The following is an 18,520-nucleotide window of genomic DNA, read 5'->3' on the forward strand; positions in this document are numbered from 1 at the left end:
TACTCCTAACGCTCGGGCATGGACTTCGACCAGAAAACCACCGCGGGCGTCTTTATCGCAATTATCGCGCTTGGAACCGTCGGCATGATCACGTCGGGGATGATGCTCACCGAGAGCGTCTTGATGATGGTCACGCCGTCGATGATCGTCTTCGGACTGGTCATGCTGGTGTTGGGCGTCAAGCACGGGGAGTACCGCGCGACGAACTAACGCGCCGACAGCGGCCACGAAACGAGAAACCGGAAGCCGGACTCGGTTTCAGCTTCGTCCGTCACTCGCGATCGGCCGTTCCGCGTGTCGATTGCCCCTCGGTGACCGACGACGCGGGTCTTGACTCGCCGAGGGAGCGAAAAGCTGCAGGCCGAAAACTGGGGGCAGAAACCGATCCAAGCGCCGTATCGGTTACATGTAGCCCAGATCTCGCAGCCGCTCCATCAAGTCCTCTTTGTCCTGGGCGCGACCCGCGCGTTCGGTCGTTTCGTCCAGGTTCTGTAGCCAGGCCGGTTCGTCCTCGGTCTTCTCGGTACTGATCTCGCTGCCCAGCGAGCGAAAGCCTTCCCAGTATTTCGGCGAGACCGGCGTGTCTGCCGGCTCGAGGTCGTCGGGGAGGTCGCCTTTCCCCTTGGGCACGTACCCCTCGTCGGGGAACTCGTCGACCGTGTCGGGCACCACGAAGTTCCAGAACCCCTCCCAGACGGCGGCCTCGTCGAACTGGAGAATGGGTTGAATACGGTCGTGAGGCGGGTAGATGTCGGGATCGTGTCGCGGCGAGAAAAAGGTCTCGTCGGCCCGTGCTTCCTGTTCGTCCCAGCGGACGCCCGAGAGGATTCCGTCGACGTCGTACTCCTCGATCGCGTCGTTGAGCGCGACCGTCTTCAGCAGGTGGTTGCCGACGTAGGTGTCGAGCAAGAACGGGAACGTGTCTTCCTCGTACTCGAGGATGTTCTCGACGTGGTGCTGATTGTGATCGCTCAGGTCGTCGATCTCGATCTCGTCGCCGGGCTCGAGGTCGTTCTCGTCGACGTAGTCGCCGACGTCCTCGTTTCGCGCGTAGACGACCTCGAGTCCCCACTCGTCGGCCCAGCGGTCGACGAAGTCGTGAATCTCGTCGAAGTGCTGGAAGTGATCGATGAAGACCGCCGGCGGCACCTCGAGGTCGTACCGCTCGGCGACCTGCGTGACGAAGTACAACACGAGCGTCGAGTCTTTCCCACCGGTCCACATGACGGCCGGGTTCTCGTACTGCTCGAGCCCCTGGCGGGTGACTTCGACGGCTTTCTCGATCTTGTCGTTGACGTGTGGGTAGTCTTCGGGGTCTTCGCTGTCGCCGTCGTCGTAGTCGACATCGACGGACTCGGGGAAGTTCTCGGGCATCGGTGTAATTAGATATAATTACCTCGGTAAAACGCTTTTGGGGACCGGAAACCTCTGTCGGGAGCGGCGGTCGGGAGGGCAGTCGCTGTCGGGTCGGAGGCCGACCCTGTGCTGTGGCCGTCCGGCCTGTTGGCCGTCGTCGGCGCACCCGCAGGACGGTTCGCGGTTGTGACGGGATCGGACAGTGCGTCGTCTCGTACGGTTCGCTGTAGTCGATTCCGCCGATCGCCAGCACAGGGCGATCGCCGGTAACTAGTTCCAGCGATCCGTCTCAGTCCAGCGGCGCTGCTTCGACCTCCCGCTCGAGAGAGGGAGCACCGCTCTCGAGGTCGTCCTCGAGTTTCCGCCCCAGCAGGCGGACGATCCGCTCGCTCGCCAGGCCATCGCCGTACGGACGGGGGTGGGAGTCGGGCTTCCAGTTGCTCGTAAGCGCCTGGCGGATTCGTCGTTCGTCGGCGGCGACCAGCCGGTTCCAGCCGGCGTCGACGGTCTCGGTCCACTCGGTCTCCGGACGCATCGTCACACAGCGGGTCTCGAGGAAGAACGCCTCCTTCTGGACGCCGCCGGAGTCGGTCGCGACTCGTTCGGCCGCATCGAGCAGCCGTACGAAGTCGAGATATCCCTGTGGCTCGATCACCTCGAGTGTGTCCCGCGTCCGGTCCCAGAGGCCGTACTCCCGGAGCCGATCGACGGTTCGTGGATGAGCCGGGAAGACGACCGGCTGGGGAACGTCGGCAAGCGCCGCGACGATCGACTCGAGGTTCTCTCTCACGTCGGTATTTCGCTGTCGGTGGACCGTTGCGAGGACGAACCTGCCATCGTCGACCCCCAGGTCCTCGAGTATCGTGGATCGCTCCCGGGAGCGGTCACGGGCTTTCAGCAGGGCGTCGTACATCACGTCGCCGGTCCAGTAAACCCCGTCGGTGATCCCCTCGGCAGCGAGGTTGTCAACCGCCGTCTCGCTTGGGGCGAAACACAACTCGGAGGCGTGATCGGTCATCACGCGGTTGACCTCTTCGGGCATCGCCCGGTTGTCGCTCCGGAGCCCGGCCTCGACGTGAGCGACCGTCACGTCGCGTTTCGACCCGACGATAGCTCCTGCCAGCGTCGAGTTCGTGTCGCCGTACAGCAGGAGCACGTCGGGTGTGGTCTCCTCGAGGACCGGCTCGAGGGCGGCGATCATCTTCGCGGTCTGTCGGCCGTGGGTGTCCGACTGGACGCCCAGGTTGTAGTCGGGTTCGGGAATGTCCAGCTCCTCGAAGAAGACGTCCGACAGTTCTTCGTCGTAGTGTTGGCCGGTGTGGACCAGCACCTCGTCGCCGACGGCACGGAGTTTGCGCGAGACGACGGCGGCTTTGACGAACTGTGGCCGTGCGCCGACGATCGAGCAGACGCGCATCAGCTCACCTCCGCCGCGGCGCGCGGGCTTGCGGCGTCGCGGGTACGAGCATCGCGGGTACGAGCGTCGAGGACGGCCGGTTCGACGAGAGACGCTGGTGGTCGGGACGCCGGTCGGACGGTGCTCCGTTCGTCCCTTCCCCGGAGGGACCGCTCCCGTCGACTGACGTTCACCTCGGAGAGCATGTAGTCGCCGTTCCAGCGTTCACCATATCGTTATCAACGTGCTACCCCGTCCGTCCCCGTTGGGTGGTACCGATACGGACGGGATACGCCCCCGTCGATCTCGGGCCGGCACACCGCTCGGCCGGGGCCCCCGCTCGCGGTCGTCTCCACGGCGAACGACCGTGGAACGGAGTCCCTTCCACAGCCCGCCGAAAGACACGTGTCTCGACAGGCTCCGATTTCGACGGTGAACCACGGTGTTACTCGAGGGAACCGGATCGCTACTCGAGGGAGTCGGCGGCTCCGATCCCGCCTCGACTTGAAGCGCGTCGAAATGAACCCGCATCGGAATCCGTCACCGATCCGAACGACACGTTCGACATGACAGAGCGGCCGCCCTCCCCTCCGTCTCCTGACCTGCCATCTGGGATCGAATCGAACGCCACTGGGTCCGAGTCCGAGTCCGAGTCCGGGTCCGGGTCGGAATCCGAGTCGGAACCGGATACCGACGACGAGACCGCGTCGGATGGTCCGAGGGCTCGGCCCGATCACGATTCCGATTCCGATTCCGAGTCCGCTTCCGCGTCGGCCCCCGACCCGATCGTCCTGACGACACCCCAACTCGCGACAGCCATCGAATCGTGGCTCGGTCACTCGCCGGACGACGACCTCCTCGAGTCGCTCCTGCTTGCACTCGACCGACGCGACCTGCTCGAGTGTGAGGGGCTGACCCGAGATGGCGAGTATCGGTGGAACCTCACCGATACGCCGGAACAGATCGGGGACGCGATCGCCGAGGTCGTGATCGACGTGCTCAGATAGCTGTAGTCAGTTCGTGCCGATCCCGCGGTCGGCACGTGTTGCTCACTGGTGGCGCATGGGGAAGTTATTTCACAGCGCGATCTATCACCATCTAACTATATGGTCTCCGACTCTGCCTCCGACTCCGACTCCGACTCCGATCCCGACCCCCCTCCTCCACTCAGTCGCCGTCGACTCCTCGGTGGTCTCGCGGCCGGACTCGGACTGGGCGGCGGTGCCGTCGTCGTCACCGGCGCGACGCGACCGACCCTTCTGCCGAACGTGCTGGCCGACTGGGCGACCAACTACTATCCGACGCCGCCCCGGACCCAGTCGCTCTGGCAGCCGACGGTAACCGACGCCCACGCCAGCGATGCGGTCGACCGGCTGGTAGCCGTCGAGGACGAGGCACTCGAGCGGTGGGACGAGATCGATCCCGACGAGCATCGGCTCCGCGGGTCAGGTGGCTGGCTCTCGTCCGCGGAGGAGTCGCTCGCCGACGGCGATTACGCCGCCGCGCTTTCTCGATCGAGGACGGGGCTGCGGTTCGCCGGCGAGAGCCTCGGTGAAGCTAACGCGAGGGTAGGCGAGGACGACCTCGAGCCAGTCGTCGACCGCGCCGCCGACGTGCTCACGCGGGTCGATGCGGTGCTCGACGACCTCGAGTCGTACCCGGTCGCCGATCCGGTACGCGATCTAGGCTGGTACGCCGAAATCGAATCCGACCTCCGGACGGCCCGTCGTCTCGCGCGGTTTAGCGGGTTCGAGGACCTTCGGGACGAACGGACGGGAGACGGGACACTCGACGGAACCGTTTCCGACCGTCCGGAATACGACCCGCGTGATGTCGGCGAGATCACCGCAGCCCTGTTGCAGGCCGAACTACTCGTCGAAACCGCCGAACACTATCGTGCCCACCTCCGGGACAACCTCGCGGACGAGGGCGGTGGCGACCCCTTCCACGACCATCTCCGGGACCTCGTCGGGACGTTCGGCGACGAACTCGACGGAGTCCCGACCAGAAACGAGATCGAGTCGGCGGTCGTCGACGATACGGGCTCGTACGGACCCTACGAGTTCGCTCGCATGCGGCTCGCAGGATGGGCGCTTCCGCGCTCGTTCGAGTTACCGGACGACACAGCTCCGGAGGCGGAGTTTCTGGTCCGCGAGGTACTCGATCTGTCCCGGACGTTGGTCGACTGGCGTGCCCACGAGCGCGCGACGGATGCCCTCGCCGTCGATCCCGACGACGACGGGTTCGACCCTGGACACGTCCTTGCGGAGCAACGCCGCGGCCGCTCGGCGTACCGGGACGTGATCGGCTCCGATCCCTCGCCGTTTCTGGTCGTGCTTTCGGAGCCGGGAGTCGGAAACCTCCGGGTCGCGGACGTCGACCGTGACTGGGACGATCGCTGGACGCCGTGGCACGAGCGGATTCAGTCGTATCTGAACGCTCTGCTCGGCCGGAGTCGCTTACAGGAGTATCCGGCCGTCTACGGAACGATCGTCGAGAACTGACGACGCGTCGGCGCTACCGTCGGCGGAAAGCGGTCGCTCTGAGTTGCCGAACAGACCGAACCGGACTGGATGCGCGGAGCCGTACCGTGCTCCGTTTCAGTCGCTGATGAACTTGTTGTCCCGCCAGTTGACGCCTGTCTCACCCGAGCCATGGTCGCGGGGCCCCTCGACGACTTCGATATCCGCCGGTCGCGGCTCGCCGTCGACGATCCGGGTCGCCTCGAGGTCGCCGTTGTGCTCCGAAATGGCGGTCAGCGTCCCCTTCTCGGCTGCTTCAGCGATCTCACAGAGAACGAGGAACATCTCGTACTGCAACAGCGAGTTCTGGAGGACCGTCTCGCGGTCACCTTTGAACGCCGCGAACTCGACGAGTTCGGACTCGATCTCCTCTTCTTCCTCCTCGTCCCAGCTGAACGACTGCTGGCGGCGCTCGTCGGGGTCTTCCTCGTAGACCCGGTTTTCGGTAACGCTGGCTTTGAGTTGGGCCGTCGGCGTGTACTTGCTGACGGATTGATCCTCGGCGACCGCCTTGAGAATCAGGGTGTTGTTCCGCCGCGTGATCTCCACGTCGTCGATTCCGTCGGGGTATTTTGCCTCGTCGATGTGCTCTCGGAGGTCTTCGAGGGGCAGTTCGAGCGTCGAATGCAGCCGATATACGTGTCTGGATTCCTCAGTTGACATAGTGGGGAGTGCGGCAAGGGTTCTTACCCTCTACTACGCCCGGGTGACTTATATGATCTGCTATTAAATGCGTGAAATACCAGTACGGACAAATTTAAGTCGCCTGTCGGGCCCAACTACTCGGCGTTGAGCGTCTCGGCCAGTTCGTCGCGCTCTTCGAGCTCCTCGAGGATGTCCGAGCCGCCGACGAACTCACCGTCGACGAACGTCTGCGGGATCGTCTCCCACCCGCTGTGTTCCTCGAGGGCGACGCGGTACTCGTCTAACGACTCGAGGACGTCGACGGTCTCGTACTCGTCGCGGTGGTGGTCGATCAGGCCGAGGGCTTTGCGGGAGTACCCACATTGGGGCATCAACTCGGTCCCTTTCATGAACAGAACGACGTCGTTCTCCGCGATCGTCTCGGCGACCTGCTCGGTGACCTCTTCCTGGTCGAGACCCTGGTTCGGTGGGAAATCCATGTGTCCCGTGATAGGGAGGTAAACGGCATATGCCTTGCGTCACTCCCCTGCAATTGTAACCGATACTGGTTACGCCGTCCGCCGCTCGTTCGAACGACGCCACGTGCCGGGAGAGGGGCTACTCCGGTGGCTCGAGTCGGACGATCCGGTCGTCGGTCTCGCGCGGAAACTCCCCGCCTGCCCTGCCGTCACGGTTGGACGTGAGCAGGTATACAGCACCGTCAGGGCCGGGCTCGGCGTGTCGGAGCCGACCGTAGGTCCCTTCGAACAGCCGGTTGACACTCGCAGTGAACCGGTCGTCGAGCCAGGGCTGGTCGTAACCGCCTTCGGCGACGGTCGTGTCACCGGATCGTAGCGTCACGACGAATAGAGTCTCCGACACGAGCCCGCAGACGAACAGGCGGTTCTCCCAGGGCTCGATCCTCTCCTCGCCGTAGAACGCGAGCCCGGACGGTGCCCACGTCGTCTCCGGGCCGGTGTTGACCACCGGCGGCGTCGCATCCTCGTGGTCGTCGTAGTTCTCGTACTCGGGGTCGTCGGGACCGCCACGAACGAGGTCCCACCCGTAGTTCCCGCCGGCCCGGAGCAGCGACACCTCGTCTCGAGCAACGGGTCCGTGTTCGGCGATCACCGGCGTCCCCTCCGGCGTGAAGTCGATTCCTTGGGGGTTTCGATGGCCGAGCGTGTAGGTGCGTGGATCGCCCGCTTCACCCCAGTCGGGATTGTCGGGTGCGGAATCGCCGTCGGGCGTGACCCGTAGTACGGCCCCCGCGAGCGAACCGGGGTCCTGTGTCAGCGCCGGCGCTTCGGCGTCGCCGGTCAGCACCCACAGGTAGTCGTCGGGTCCGAAAGCGATGCGCCCGCCGTTGTGAGTCGTCGCCCCGGGAATCCCCTCGACGATCGGCCGTGGGTCCGGCTCGTGATCGTCGCTTTCGGGTTCGAGGTCGTACCGGACGACGCGGTTCCCGACGCTCCCGTCGTCGACGGTGTAGTAGACGTACAGGGCCGCAACGTCCGGGTACTCCGGATGGACGGCGACGCCGAGCGTCCCGCCCTCGCCGGGTGCGGCCCGATCCGGGAGGTCTCCACCCTCGAGAACGATGTCCCCGTCTTCGGGCGAGAGGTCCGCTCCGGTCGCGAGGTCGCCGGCGTCGAACCGTCGAACGCCGCCGTCCCGTTCGGTGACGAAGGCGTCGCCGTCGGCGAACGTGAGGTCCCAGGGAATCTCGAGGTTCGAGACGACGGTCGTCGCGTCGACGTCGCCTTCGCCCGGGACGCCGACGGCCGGCTCCCAGTCGGGCTCGGTCCAGTCGTCGTCGGGGACGTCTTCAGGCGTGACGAGTTCGACGGCGGCGGAGTCCGACTCGAGTCGGTCGAGACAGCCGGCAGTACCGATCGGAACCGAAAGCGAGGCCGCCAGACCCACTCTCGAGAGCAGTCGGCGACGTGTCGAGGGCATGAGTGTCTCTACGGGCTGGGGTGTCGAGTTTCTTGGCCCGGGTTCAGGTCCGAGTCCGATTCGGACCTCGACTCTCAGGCCTCGCCATTCGAGCCACTACGTCTCGGATCGAAGCCAGCGATAGAGACCGACGGCCCCGAGAACGGCGATGACGGCCCACGACCCGACGACGATCACCGAGCCGAGCTGTACCGCGAGCACACGAGGAGCTCCGGTCTCGAGACGGTCGGCCCACGCGAGGTTCGCGAGCACGTCGAACAGACCGATCCAGCCGGCGATCACGAACCCGGCTGTGGCGACTCCTGCCCAGAGCAGTTGCTTTCGCAGGGAGTAGATCGGCTCCGAATCGTCGCGTCGGTCGGTTCCCATCGGCGAGAGCGAGCGGTGTCTCGGGGTGTCGGTCCTGGGCCGTCGTTACCCGGCGTAGAAGGCACTCGCGACGAGCAGTGGGAAGACAAGCGTCGCCTCGGCTTCGACCTGTGCGTAGTTCGTCTCGGTCTCGTCTTTGATCTTGCCCCAGGAGACCGCCTCGTTTGGCGGCGCGCCGGATAACGACCCGTCGCCTTCCATCCCCGTCGAGATGTAGACGGCGTAGTCCGCACCGCCGCGGAAGAGGTTCGTCATGATGGCGTGGTGTTTCGGCACGCCGCCGCCGACGGCGATCAGGCCCGTCGTGTCCGCGAACATACCGTCCTCGATCAGCTTTTCGTAGTCGTCGAGGATTTCGATCCCGATGTCCGAATCCGTGTCCTGACGCTGGCGGTAGTAGTAGAGGAAGTTACCGACCTCGGCGTCGGTCAGCGCGGGACAGTAGACCGGAACGTCGTTGTCCGCGGCCTGTTTGAGCACCGAATCCTCGTCTTCGAGCGTCTCGCCGAGTTCGCGGGCGAATGCCGTCGGCGTACGGATCGACTCCTCTGCGAAGAAGTCGTCGAAGAAGTCATAGAGGTACTCCTCGAGCCAGACGTACCGGTCCGAGGGGACGAAGATGTTGCCCAGGCGGTTGATACCTCGCTCGCGGAGGCGACCCTCGTCGGCGTCCCACTCGCCCATCTTGAACGGCTTGGCGGTCTTGATGACGTCCTCGGTCAGCGAGCCGGAGGTCGTGATGACGACGTCGACGTGACCGTCGCGAACGAGCGCAGCGACGGTCTCGCGAAGGCCGGACGAGACGATGTTCGAGGTCAGCGTGAGGTAGACCTTCGCGTCTTCCTCCTGCATGCGTTCGGTCACGTCGATCGCTTCGTCGAGGTGAGTCGCCTGGAAGCCGGTCGTCTCGTAGCTCGCTAGCAGCGACTCGAGGTCGAGGTCGCCACGGAAGTCGTGGCCGCGAACGTCGGCCGTCTCGAGCTCTTCGTCGCTCCCCGGGACGACGTGGTCGCGGGACGAATCGTCGGTCATACACGATACCAGGAAAAGGAACGGTTTAAACTGCCTGTTCGTCGCTCGTGGCGGGGCCGCGGCTCAGTCCGCCGCCGACGCCGGCGTCCCGCTCTCGGCGCGACTCGAGCGCCAGTATCCTTGCAGGTAGGCCCCGACGAACATCCCGGCGATGCCATAGAGGATGACGACGTTGCCGACGCCGAGGCTGGCGTAAGCCGCGCCGGGACAGATACCGGAGAGACCCCAGCCGACGCCGAAGACGCCGCCGCCGAGCACGACGTTTCTGTCGAGGGTTTTGAGCCGCCGACCGTAGGCCGCGTTCGTGAGAGGCGCTTTTGTGCGGAACTGCTTGATGCCGAAGAAGGTGATCCCGGTGACGACCGCGGCCCCGAACATGACAAACAGGAGCCCGAGGTCCTCGAGTTGGAGGAAGTTCAGCACGACCTCGGGCTGGGCCATGTGGCTGAAACCGAGCCCGAACCCGAAGATCAGCCCGCCGACGAAGACGAGCGGCAGGAACAGCGGATGCTGTTCGTGCTCGCCCGCCATTACGGGCTCACCCCCAGTGCTGCCACCAGCTGCGCGACACCGATCGCCACCAGCAGGAACGTAGCGACGCCGACGAAGGAGGCGCGAGAGGCCGAGCCGACGCCACAGACCCCATGGCCCGACGTACAGCCTTTGCCGAGCCGCGTCCCGATTCCGATCAGGACACCGCCGAGGAACAGCCGCCAGGGCTGGACCTCGGTCAGCCAGATCGTCAGCCCGCCGACATCTCGTAACTCGCCGGTCGTCGCGGACTGGTGGAGCCCGCTCGAGACCAGGCCGGACTGGAACGTCAGGGCGTAGATCGCCGCACCGATCACGATCCCCAGCGTAAAGACGACCCGCCAGTCACGCGAAGGACGGTACTGCTGGAACCGCGAGAGGGTCGAGGCATAAGACAGCGTCGACTCGAGGAACGTGCTCGCGCCGGCAGGGATCGCAGTCCCGAGGTAGATGACGGCGACCCCGAGGCCGACGAGCAGCCCGCCGATCGCGTAGTGTTCGATCCCGTTCGGGAACAGTTCCGCTGTGAGGGCGGGAACGAGCGATAGCGTGCCGATACCGATTCCGAGAGCGGTCATTATCTCCGTACAGGGGTCGCGTCGGTATCAATGCTGCAGACGCGGGGAAAATTGTGCGTACCTCGGAGGCTTCGCGTGGCGAGTACGGAGGCCTGGTCAGTCGGCTGCCGGCGGCGACTCGAGAACCTCGAGTTTCTCCGCGGCGTAGCCGAAGACATCGCGGTAGCCGTTCGGCGACATCAGAACCGGGTAAAAGGACTCGTCGGCGACCTGCTCGTTGCCGTCGGCTGCAGCGAACGTCACACCGGCCTCGACCTGGGTGAAGTTCTCAACGAAGACCTCGTAGGTGTCCGCCGGCTCTTTCGGGACGACATCAGTGAGCTGGTACACGGGGAGGTCCCGAGTGACGGTGTCGCCGGGGAGTGCACCGACGGAGGTCAGAAACGCCCGAATCAGACGGTTAGCGTTCTGGGCAGCCGTTTCCGTTCCCTGCTGACCACACTCGACCTCGATCGTCGGCAGTTCCGTGATCAGCCGTCCCTCGGCGAAGTTACTCGTATCGACCATCGCGGAGACGGGAAGCTGGGGACACACCTCCCGTGCGGTCTCGTCGACGCCGTCGACGATCGCGAACGGGTCCGCGTAGCTCTGTGTCGAGTGCATCGAGAAGGTGAGACAGCCCTCGAGTTCCTCGAGCAGGCGGTGTGCGAGCTGTCGCTCGTGGGTTTCGGTATCTGAATCGCCTGGGAAGACTCGGTTCAGGTCCTCGTCGACGAACCGGACGCGACGTTCCAGTGCCTTCTCGTTGGCGACGACGAGTTTGATGGGTCGTTCGACGCTCGGTTGCTCCTCGAGTAGCCGTTCGATCGCACGAACCCCACAGGGTTCGTCGCCGTGGACGCCCGCGAGAACAGCGATTTCCGGGTCCCCCGACCCGATCTGCGCGACTTTCATCGAGTATGTAAAGGGTCCGTGGCCCCAAATGTGATACGGTTTCGCAGTCCGTAGTGGCCGGTCTCGACCGTGGCCTCGCGATGCGGGACGACGGTGTCTCGACGGGCGGTCACTCCTCCAGTCCCTCCGCGTACTCCCAGTCGATCGGTCGCGCCAGTGGGTGTTCGCCGTCGAGCCGAATCTGCCACCCCTCGAGGTGGGCAGGGTCCTCGAGGGCGTTGGTGACGGTCGTTCGGATGTCCAGTACGTCGACACCGTAGTAGTCGTTCGGCGTCCCCCGGAGGTACTGGAGCGCGGTGCGAAACAGCGAGCGCATCCCGTCGTCGTTCTCGAAATCGTGGTGTTTGTACGCGCCGGCGGCGACCTGGACCATTCCGTGGAGGAAGGCACTCTCGGTCCGACCGCGGCCGTAGTTGTACCACTCGTCCTCGAAACAGTCGTGGCTCTCGTGGTACGCCCCGTCGTTGAACAGCCGGACGCCGTGGACCGTCGCCCGCCGGAGCGTCGCGTGTTTCCACCGGTCCTCGGACGCGAGCCAGCCCGTCGGCGGCTCGGTTCGGTCCGGCGGTGGCTCGACGCTCGGATCCGTCGTATGTTCGGTCACGGTCGACTTTGGGGCCGCCGACTGGTATACCGTTCGGCGCTGGATGCGTTCGCCCTCGGGACTAGGTCGGTGAGCGACGGGCCGTTCGCCCTTATAATGCCGACACAGCGTCAGGGGAGTCCTTATCCGCGCTGAGTCCCTCTCTCGAGGTAGATGAACTATCCGTACGGGCGGTGTCAGAACTGCGGGAACCGTCTCTACGAACACGTCGACGGCGGCTACCGCTGTCCCAACTGCGACACGCTGTACTCGCGTGACGCACTCGAGAGGGTCGCGTCCGTTTAGGGTGGCGTTGGCCGGCCGTCGATCACCGGGAGCCGAGAACCGAGAACCGAGAACCGAGAACCGAGAACCGAGAACCGGGAACCGGGAACCGGGAACCGGGCAGACTCTCCTGCCACTGCCGGACAACACACCACACACACACCGATCGCACTCGAGACACGATCAGGTGTCTCCTGACTGTGTTCAGTATAGCCCGTTGCATGTGCAAAATTAGTTGATGCTTGGTACCCGGATGTGGGCATTAGTAGCCAACCCTGTTCAGAGAAACCTGCAACATCATCTGGTTTTTGGCCCTAATTTCGAAAGCGTGCAACAGGGTATTCAGTAGTACGAAAATCCCGCTTTTCGCGACGGCTGGCGTTTCGAGAACTCGCTCGAGCAGAGTTCTTCTGGAAGAGGGAGATGCGGCCGGTTACCGAGCGCCCTCGAGGCCAGTCACGGTCGCGGTCACCTCTTGCGGGTCGGGACCGACCACGACCGCGTCGTTCGCGTACTCGAACCGGACGGTGACGGGTGCCGGTGACTCGAGCAGGATCGTCAGTGCCTCGGGATCGACGGCCGCGTACAGCGGTGGGAGCGCCGTCGGGTCGAAGTTCTCAGTGGCTGCGATTCGATCGAGTGCTGTCCCGAGTGCTGGGTGCATGGCTGTCGGCGTCGTCGGTGTTGTCGGCGAGCGAGTTCGTGGACGCCGTTTCGTAGTCGGGGCAACTCGCGGGGTCGGTCGTCGCGATACGGCTGTCTGTTCTACGGTCGTGGTGGATCGGTGTGGTCGAGACCATGTTACCGTGTGCCTCTCGTAGTCAGGCCCCAACACAGCGAAGAACAATCCGTCGAATGTGCCAGACGCAGTTGTGACTGTGCTGGCGGAACGTCGGCAATCTTTATCTTGCCAACGTCAATGACGGATTGCCTCCACCGTGAGGAGCCTGCATACGAGCCGGAGTTTGCTTGGACGTGTGAAATCCCGCTCACTGTGCACTTTCGTGTGCATTCTCCCGTCACAGAATCTTCCCCGAAGAACGTTAGAATTTTGACTGGTACCGATGGCTACTTCTCGAGGTGGAGAGGTGGTAGGTGGATGGGACGATCGCCACACTGCAAGCGGTCCGAGTCCGATACCGTAGGGAGTTTATACGTTCGACGTTCATAGGTAGACGTACGGGTTAACGCCCGTGATAAAGAGATTGTACGGGTCCGACCCGGGCTCGTGCAGTAGCGTGCGAGGGTAGCCAAGCGGTCAACGGCGGCGGACTCAAGATCCGCTCGTGTAGACGTTCGTGGGTTCGATTCCCTCCCCTCGCATCGCAACGGGTGAAAAACAGACACCCAGTGCGGTGCCGGAGGGATCGAACGACGCCGGGGTTCTGCGCGGCGCGCAGGTTCCCGGCGGTTGTTCGATTCCCTCCCCTCGCATCGCATGCGGCGTGAAAGCGCCGGTAAAGATGCGGAAGATCAGCACGATGCGATCTTCCCTCGCAACATTCTCCGAAGCGGCCACTCGTAAGCTATCGCTCTGTGATCCGTCGACGGCGTGCTCCCGACCCGGCCTAGCAGGACAGTACGGCTGTCGTAGAACAGTCACAATTCACACCCGCGTTAAAGAGTGGGATTCTCTCCTCGAAGAAAGATCGCCCCGCGGTGAACCAAACGGAGCTATCCTACTTACTACTCCACAGACAGCAGTCTCGGACTACAGTTCCTCGAGTGTTTGCCGATCTAGTGCTGGAGACAACCACCCACAAAAGAAGCGACGGCAGAGCCGACAGACAAACCGTCTCCCTAGCCTTGACAACAGGACCTGCGATCGATCAACCCGCCCAGGAGATGGCTTCGTCAACTGATTGGAACGAGTCCGTTTGCACTGTTTGTGTCCCAATATTCGACTTGATGGCCATAGCGCCGACCCCGTCTGCGACGAACGCAGTCTTGGCGGTACCAGCTTCCTCGACGAGACGCGACCACACTCCAGCTATGCGGTCTTGTTTTTCGGAGCTGAGAGAATCGTACTCCTGGATCACGACTACTGTTCCAGTCATATCATCCTGACCAGCAACGTCTTTGTAATGTTGTTCCGCTTTCTCTACCTTTTCTTCTGTTTCGAATAGATTCTCGAGATCTTCGATCGTCCAGACACCGACGTTACCATGTCGTTCATACGTCACACACTCGAGTCGAACGTGGGATTCCATATCACGAAAGGGAATTGTAGGAGCCATAAACAGTTTGGCCAACAGTATATCGAAATGGCGGTTACGATGTCGTCTGGATACGATTCAGGAACACCCGATACCTGACTAAAATAATACCCAACGCGAGCCAATCCCTCGTGAAGAGTCCCACGACACTCTCAGCTGGTAGCAAACTCGAGAAGACCTGAACGGGCCCAGACAACTGCGTGTTTCCCGCGTGACAGTCCAATCAAACGATTCACACACCGACCGCACACCTGTCGTGCGATCGGATATGCAATGACTGTCAGTGGCTACTATCGCTGTCCGTACTCTCTCCCTCGTCCGAGAGAGGACAAAACACTTATACGATCCCTGACAACCACGCAACAGATCGACGGAGTCGGCTGCGAGTCGCACGTACGCGTCCGGGCCCACTCGACAGTCGTCGCCCGAGACGATACGCGTCCAAGGCATGAGTCCCGCCACGACTACCGACGACCGACCTGGATCGGCCACCGGTCGCTCGATCAGACGCCACGTCGGAGCCGTCCTCGAGCCACGGCTGGGGATCGATCCGCGTGCGCTCGCCGCGTTTCGAATCGCTCTCGGGTTGGTCGTGCTCGCGGACCTCCTGTTTGTCCGGCTGCCCGGTCTGGCGACCTTTTACACTGACGACGGCGTGTTTCCGCGGGCGACGCTCGCGGAGTTGTTTCCCGGGTTCGAGTCCGCGTCGCTGCACGCGCTCTCCGGTGGGCTCGGACTCCAGGCCGTCCTGCTCGCGATCGGGTGTCTCGCCGCGCTCGCGCTGGCGATCGGATACCGAACGCGACTCGCGACGGCGGTGACTGTCGTCTTTCTCGCCTCCTTGCACGCGAGGAACCCGCTGGTGTTGAACGGCGGCGACACGATTTTACTGTCGTTGCTCTTTCTCGGGCTCTTCCTGTCGCTTGAGTCACGCTGGTCGGTCGACGCGTTGCGTAGCACGGACCCCGACGCCGACAGTGGTACGACCGGCCGGACCGACCGCCTGTTCTCGGTTGCCACCGCGACGATTCTCGTCCACTTCGTCACCATCTACGCCGTCAACGGCGCGATCAAGTTCCAGAGCGAGGCGTGGCTGTCGGGAACGGCCACGGCACGGATCTTCCAGCTCGAGCAGTTCGTCGTCTGGTTCGGGCCCTGGGTCGCCGAGCTGGGCACCGAATTCGCTGTGTTGCTGGTCGCTGCGAACTGGGCCTGGACGGCACTGCTCTGTGGTTCCGTTCTCCTGCTCGTCGTCACCGACCGACTCCGAATCGCGCTCGTGCTGGCGTTCGTCGGCGCGCAGCTGGGACTCGCGGCCACGATGCGGCTCGGGGCGTTCCCGTTCGTGATGGTCGCGGCGCTGTTGTTGTTCCTACCGCCCCGCGTCTGGAACCGCCTCGAGGCGACGCTGACCGCGTCCGGTCGCGACTTCGCGTCGGTGGCGGGGAGTGCGGGACGGCGGACCCTCGAGTTCGAGCGGGCCGTTCTCCCCTCGTCTACGGCGTGGTCCCTGTCTATTCGGTCCGGACCTGGACTGCGACGGGCGGGCCGTGTCGTCGCTTCGGTCGTTCTCGTCTGTTTCCTCTTGGCCGTCGTCGGCTGGCAGCTGGCCGGTGCGGGGTTCGTCGACTCGCCGGCGGCGACGCCGGACGCGGTCGAGGACGCGAGCTGGTCGTTCTTCGCCCCGAACCCGCCCGATGCGTACTGGTGGTACGCCTGGGAAGCGGACCTTGAGGGCGGCGAGACCGTCGGCACCCTCACCGGCGAGTCGGGCGCGATCGATCGGCCACCCGACGCGGCGGACACGTCCCCGTCGGTGCTCTGGAAACGGTACGGAAGCGAGCTGCGACACGCCGGCGAGACCCCCTACGAGCCGCTCGCTGCGTACCGTTGCGAGGCAGTAGCCGCCGCTGAATACGACAGCACACCCGAGGTCCTGCGCCTGTACCACGTCGAACAGCCCGTGACGCCCGACGGCCCGGTCGGTGAGCCAAACGCGGAGCAACGACTCGAGTACGAGTGCTGAGGCGGGTGTCGGGACACGCCGTGGGTTCGAACGCCGCCACCGACCGACGACGGTCGTCGTCGCCGCGAACCGCTACATCTTTTCGCCGCCAACGCTCACGTTCGGCAATGAGCCAACGTTCGGATCGAGCGGCAGTCGCCCTCGAGGCGGCCGAAGCCGGCGCGGAAGTCGCCGACGAGTCCTTCCGCGGGACCCTCGAGATCGATCACAAGGACGGAAAGACGGACGTCGTCACGCAGGCCGACCGCGAGGCCCAAAAGCGAGTCGTCGAGACGATCCGCGAGGAGTTCGCCGACGACCCGATCGTCGGGGAGGAAGACGAGGAACTGAAAGCGGTCCCCGAAGAGGGGCCGGCCTGGATCGTCGACCCGATCGACGGAACGAACAACTACGTCGCCGGTATGCGCGGGTTCGGGACTGCCGTCGCGGCCGTCGTCGACGGCGAGCCCGTCGCTGCCGCGACCGTCTGTCCTGCACTCGGGGACACCTACCGTATCGGCCCCGATGGCGCGTATCGGAACGGCCGCGAGCTGTCGGTCAGTGACCGCACGGACCCCGAGGTAGCAACCGTCTGTCCGACGTTCTGGTGGGACTTCGACCACCGCGACGAGTACGGCCGGGCGACTGCGGCGCTGGTCGAGCGGTTCGGCGACATGCGCCGGTACGGCTGTGCCCAGCTCTCGCTTGGCCTGCTGGCCGCGGGCGGCCTCGAGGGCGTCGTCACGAACAAGCGGGCCAATCCGTGGGATACGGTCGCCGGGGTCGCGATGATTCGGGAGGCCGGCGGAGTCGTCACCGACCTCGAGGGGGACCGCTGGCGACACGACAGCCACGGTCTCGTCGCCTCGAACGGCGGCGTTCACGAGGAACTGCTCGAGGCAGCCCGGGAGATCGAACGGGACTGAATCGGGGCTGGCACGGACCTCGAGGTGCCCCACACCACTCGCGACACGGAAAACAGGAAACCGGAAACGGTAAGCGCCCCCCTCCATGGATAACGGGTATGTACGAGTACATCGAGCGGTACGGCCCCGTCCGCGTCTGGGCCGCCACCGTGATTGCGCTCGCCGCGACGGTAGTCCTGTTGGCTACCGCCTTTCCGGAGCGAGTGTACCGCGATCTCATCTGGCAGTACTACTGGGGCCCTGTCGTCGCCGACGCCCACGGCTGGAGTCAGGTTGCCTGGGCCGGCGGCGAACAGGTCCCGGGCTACGAGGCTGGTACCGGCGACGGGCCGTTCGCCGAACCCGGATACACGTTCGTCTCCTATGCCGGCTACATCCCGACGCTGATCCTCGGGATCATCGGTATCGTCTTCATCATCGAACGGCTCGAGATCGAACGCTACCGTGCGGGCTTCTACGGGCTGTTCCCGTTCATGCTCTTCGGCGGTGCCCTCCGCGTCGTCGAGGACGCCAACGTCGCCGCGTTCCGTCATACGGGCGAACTCGCGATCGAGCTGCCGTGGTCCGGGTTCCTGATCAGCCCGCTGATCTACTTCGTCGTCTTCCTCGTGACGCTCGTCGCCGTCGTCGTCTCCGTGTGGCTCGACCGAAACGACTACGTCTCGGGGTACGAGTACCCGCTGTTCGGTATCGGGACCGCTCTCCTCGTGCTCACGCTGGGCTATCTCGGGTCCACGGCTGCGACCCAGGAGTACGCGACGTTCTACCCGCTCCTGTTGGTAACGACGCTCGTCGGCGCGACTGCGGCGACGTGGGTGACCTGGGAGGCAGTCAAGCGGTTCGCCCCGGACATCAACCGCGGCACTCGGTTCATGGGTGCAATCGTCATCTGGGCCCATGCAGTCGACGGAGTCGCGAACGTCATCGGACTCGACTGGGCGGTCGTGTTCGGTCACAGTCAGAATCTCCTCCCGAAACACCCGGTCAACGAGACGATCGTCAACGTCACCGGGTCCGTTCTTCCCGCTGAAATAGCGGAGATAACCGGGGCAGCGTGGCCGTTTCTGCTGGTCAAGCTCGCGGCAGCCGTCGTCGTCATCTGGATCTTCAACGACGAGGTGTTCGACGAGAGCCCACGCTATGCCATCTTGCTGATGATCACCGTCGTCGCCGTCGGGCTCGGACCAGGTACTCGTGACATGCTGCGGGCGACGTTCGGCGTCTGATTAAATCCGGTCGGTTCC

General features: G+C 64.2%; 20 protein-coding genes and 1 tRNA gene. 8 read left to right on the forward strand and 13 right to left on the reverse strand.

Translation table 11 applies throughout. The annotated features are described in order from the left end of the window. Positions 1-18 precede the first annotated feature (18 nt). On the forward strand, positions 19-210 hold the full coding sequence (locus C446_RS02120; protein ID WP_006671403.1) for a DUF7333 family protein: 192 nt from the start codon (positions 19-21) through the stop codon (positions 208-210). A 192-nt stretch (positions 211-402) separates the two neighbouring features. On the opposite strand, the gene C446_RS02125 is transcribed toward C446_RS02120, so the two are convergent. Next, positions 403-1,374: a phosphoadenosine phosphosulfate reductase family protein gene (locus C446_RS02125; protein ID WP_006671404.1), complete on the reverse strand. Its 972-nt coding sequence runs from the start codon at positions 1,372-1,374 to the stop codon at positions 403-405. 271 nt (positions 1,375-1,645) lie between these two features. After that, on the reverse strand, positions 1,646-2,773 hold the full coding sequence (wecB, locus tag C446_RS02130; protein WP_006671405.1) for a non-hydrolyzing UDP-N-acetylglucosamine 2-epimerase: 1,128 nt from the start codon (positions 2,771-2,773) through the stop codon (positions 1,646-1,648). Positions 2,774-3,318: 545 nt separating this feature from the next. Between wecB and C446_RS19475 the strand changes: the two genes are divergently transcribed. Together C446_RS19475 and C446_RS02145 are read left to right on the forward strand one after the other, a co-directional pair. Next, positions 3,319-3,759 carry a hypothetical protein gene (locus C446_RS19475; RefSeq protein ID WP_006671407.1) on the forward strand — a complete coding sequence of 147 codons (441 nt, stop codon included), beginning with the start codon at positions 3,319-3,321 and terminating at the stop codon, positions 3,757-3,759. A 99-nt stretch (positions 3,760-3,858) separates the two neighbouring features. Continuing rightward, positions 3,859-5,256, forward strand: coding sequence for a hypothetical protein (locus C446_RS02145; RefSeq protein ID WP_006671408.1), 1,398 nt, complete (start codon positions 3,859-3,861; stop codon positions 5,254-5,256). 96 nt (positions 5,257-5,352) lie between these two features. Here C446_RS02145 and C446_RS02150 read toward each other — a convergent pair whose 3' ends face one another. From C446_RS02150 to C446_RS02190, 9 genes are all read right to left on the reverse strand, one after another. Further along, on the reverse strand, positions 5,353-5,937 hold the full coding sequence (locus C446_RS02150) for a DUF7110 family protein (RefSeq protein ID WP_006671409.1): 585 nt from the start codon (positions 5,935-5,937) through the stop codon (positions 5,353-5,355). A gap of 116 nt (positions 5,938-6,053) precedes the next feature. Continuing rightward, positions 6,054-6,398 (reverse strand): glutaredoxin family protein, encoded by a 345-nt coding sequence (locus tag C446_RS02155; protein WP_006671410.1) that lies wholly within the window; start codon positions 6,396-6,398, stop codon positions 6,054-6,056. A gap of 118 nt (positions 6,399-6,516) precedes the next feature. Further along, complete coding sequence (locus C446_RS02160; RefSeq protein WP_049919980.1) at positions 6,517-7,857, reverse strand: PQQ-dependent sugar dehydrogenase; 1,341 nt, start codon at positions 7,855-7,857, stop codon at positions 6,517-6,519. 96 nt (positions 7,858-7,953) lie between these two features. Further along, positions 7,954-8,226 (reverse strand): hypothetical protein, encoded by a 273-nt coding sequence (locus C446_RS02165; protein WP_006671412.1) that lies wholly within the window; start codon positions 8,224-8,226, stop codon positions 7,954-7,956. A 45-nt stretch (positions 8,227-8,271) separates the two neighbouring features. Continuing rightward, positions 8,272-9,258: a deoxyhypusine synthase gene (locus C446_RS02170; RefSeq protein ID WP_006671413.1), complete on the reverse strand. Its 987-nt coding sequence runs from the start codon at positions 9,256-9,258 to the stop codon at positions 8,272-8,274. Between the two features lie 63 nt (positions 9,259-9,321). Next, entirely contained in the window at positions 9,322-9,789 is a 468-nt protein-coding gene (locus C446_RS02175; protein WP_006671414.1) for a DUF6691 family protein, read from the reverse strand. After that, positions 9,789-10,367: a YeeE/YedE family protein gene (locus tag C446_RS02180; protein ID WP_006671415.1), complete on the reverse strand. Its 579-nt coding sequence runs from the start codon at positions 10,365-10,367 to the stop codon at positions 9,789-9,791. The genes C446_RS02175 and C446_RS02180 overlap by 1 nt, the downstream gene beginning before the upstream one ends. A gap of 96 nt (positions 10,368-10,463) precedes the next feature. Further along, a complete protein-coding gene (locus C446_RS02185) occupies positions 10,464-11,261 on the reverse strand; it encodes a M14 family metallopeptidase (protein WP_006671416.1) in 798 nt (265 codons plus the stop codon). 109 nt (positions 11,262-11,370) lie between these two features. Then, positions 11,371-11,865: a DUF309 domain-containing protein gene (locus C446_RS02190; RefSeq protein ID WP_006671417.1), complete on the reverse strand. Its 495-nt coding sequence runs from the start codon at positions 11,863-11,865 to the stop codon at positions 11,371-11,373. A gap of 153 nt (positions 11,866-12,018) precedes the next feature. Here C446_RS02190 and C446_RS20195 point away from each other — a divergent pair, with 153 nt between their 5' ends. Further along, positions 12,019-12,150 carry a hypothetical protein gene (locus C446_RS20195; RefSeq protein ID WP_006671418.1) on the forward strand — a complete coding sequence of 44 codons (132 nt, stop codon included), beginning with the start codon at positions 12,019-12,021 and terminating at the stop codon, positions 12,148-12,150. A 412-nt stretch (positions 12,151-12,562) separates the two neighbouring features. On the opposite strand, the gene C446_RS02195 is transcribed toward C446_RS20195, so the two are convergent. After that, positions 12,563-12,793, reverse strand: coding sequence for a HalOD1 output domain-containing protein (locus C446_RS02195; protein ID WP_006671419.1), 231 nt, complete (start codon positions 12,791-12,793; stop codon positions 12,563-12,565). A 576-nt stretch (positions 12,794-13,369) separates the two neighbouring features. Between C446_RS02195 and C446_RS02200 the strand changes: the two genes are divergently transcribed. Then, positions 13,370-13,452, forward strand: a tRNA-Leu gene (locus C446_RS02200). 506 nt (positions 13,453-13,958) lie between these two features. On the opposite strand, the gene C446_RS02205 is transcribed toward C446_RS02200, so the two are convergent. Beyond that, positions 13,959-14,339, reverse strand: coding sequence for a hypothetical protein (locus tag C446_RS02205; RefSeq protein ID WP_006671420.1), 381 nt, complete (start codon positions 14,337-14,339; stop codon positions 13,959-13,961). A 454-nt stretch (positions 14,340-14,793) separates the two neighbouring features. Between C446_RS02205 and C446_RS02210 the strand changes: the two genes are divergently transcribed. From C446_RS02210 to C446_RS02220, 3 genes are all read left to right on the forward strand, one after another. Continuing rightward, on the forward strand, positions 14,794-16,371 hold the full coding sequence (locus tag C446_RS02210) for an HTTM domain-containing protein (RefSeq protein ID WP_006671421.1): 1,578 nt from the start codon (positions 14,794-14,796) through the stop codon (positions 16,369-16,371). A 107-nt stretch (positions 16,372-16,478) separates the two neighbouring features. Further along, positions 16,479-17,276 carry an inositol monophosphatase family protein gene (locus C446_RS02215; RefSeq protein WP_006671422.1) on the forward strand — a complete coding sequence of 266 codons (798 nt, stop codon included), beginning with the start codon at positions 16,479-16,481 and terminating at the stop codon, positions 17,274-17,276. A gap of 98 nt (positions 17,277-17,374) precedes the next feature. Next, complete coding sequence (locus C446_RS02220) at positions 17,375-18,502, forward strand: DUF63 family protein (protein WP_006671423.1); 1,128 nt, start codon at positions 17,375-17,377, stop codon at positions 18,500-18,502. Positions 18,503-18,520: the final 18 nt, after the last annotated feature.

This window comes from Halobiforma nitratireducens JCM 10879 (assembly GCF_000337895.1).
In the GTDB taxonomy this organism is placed as follows: Archaea; Halobacteriota; Halobacteria; order Halobacteriales; family Natrialbaceae; genus Natronobacterium; species Natronobacterium nitratireducens.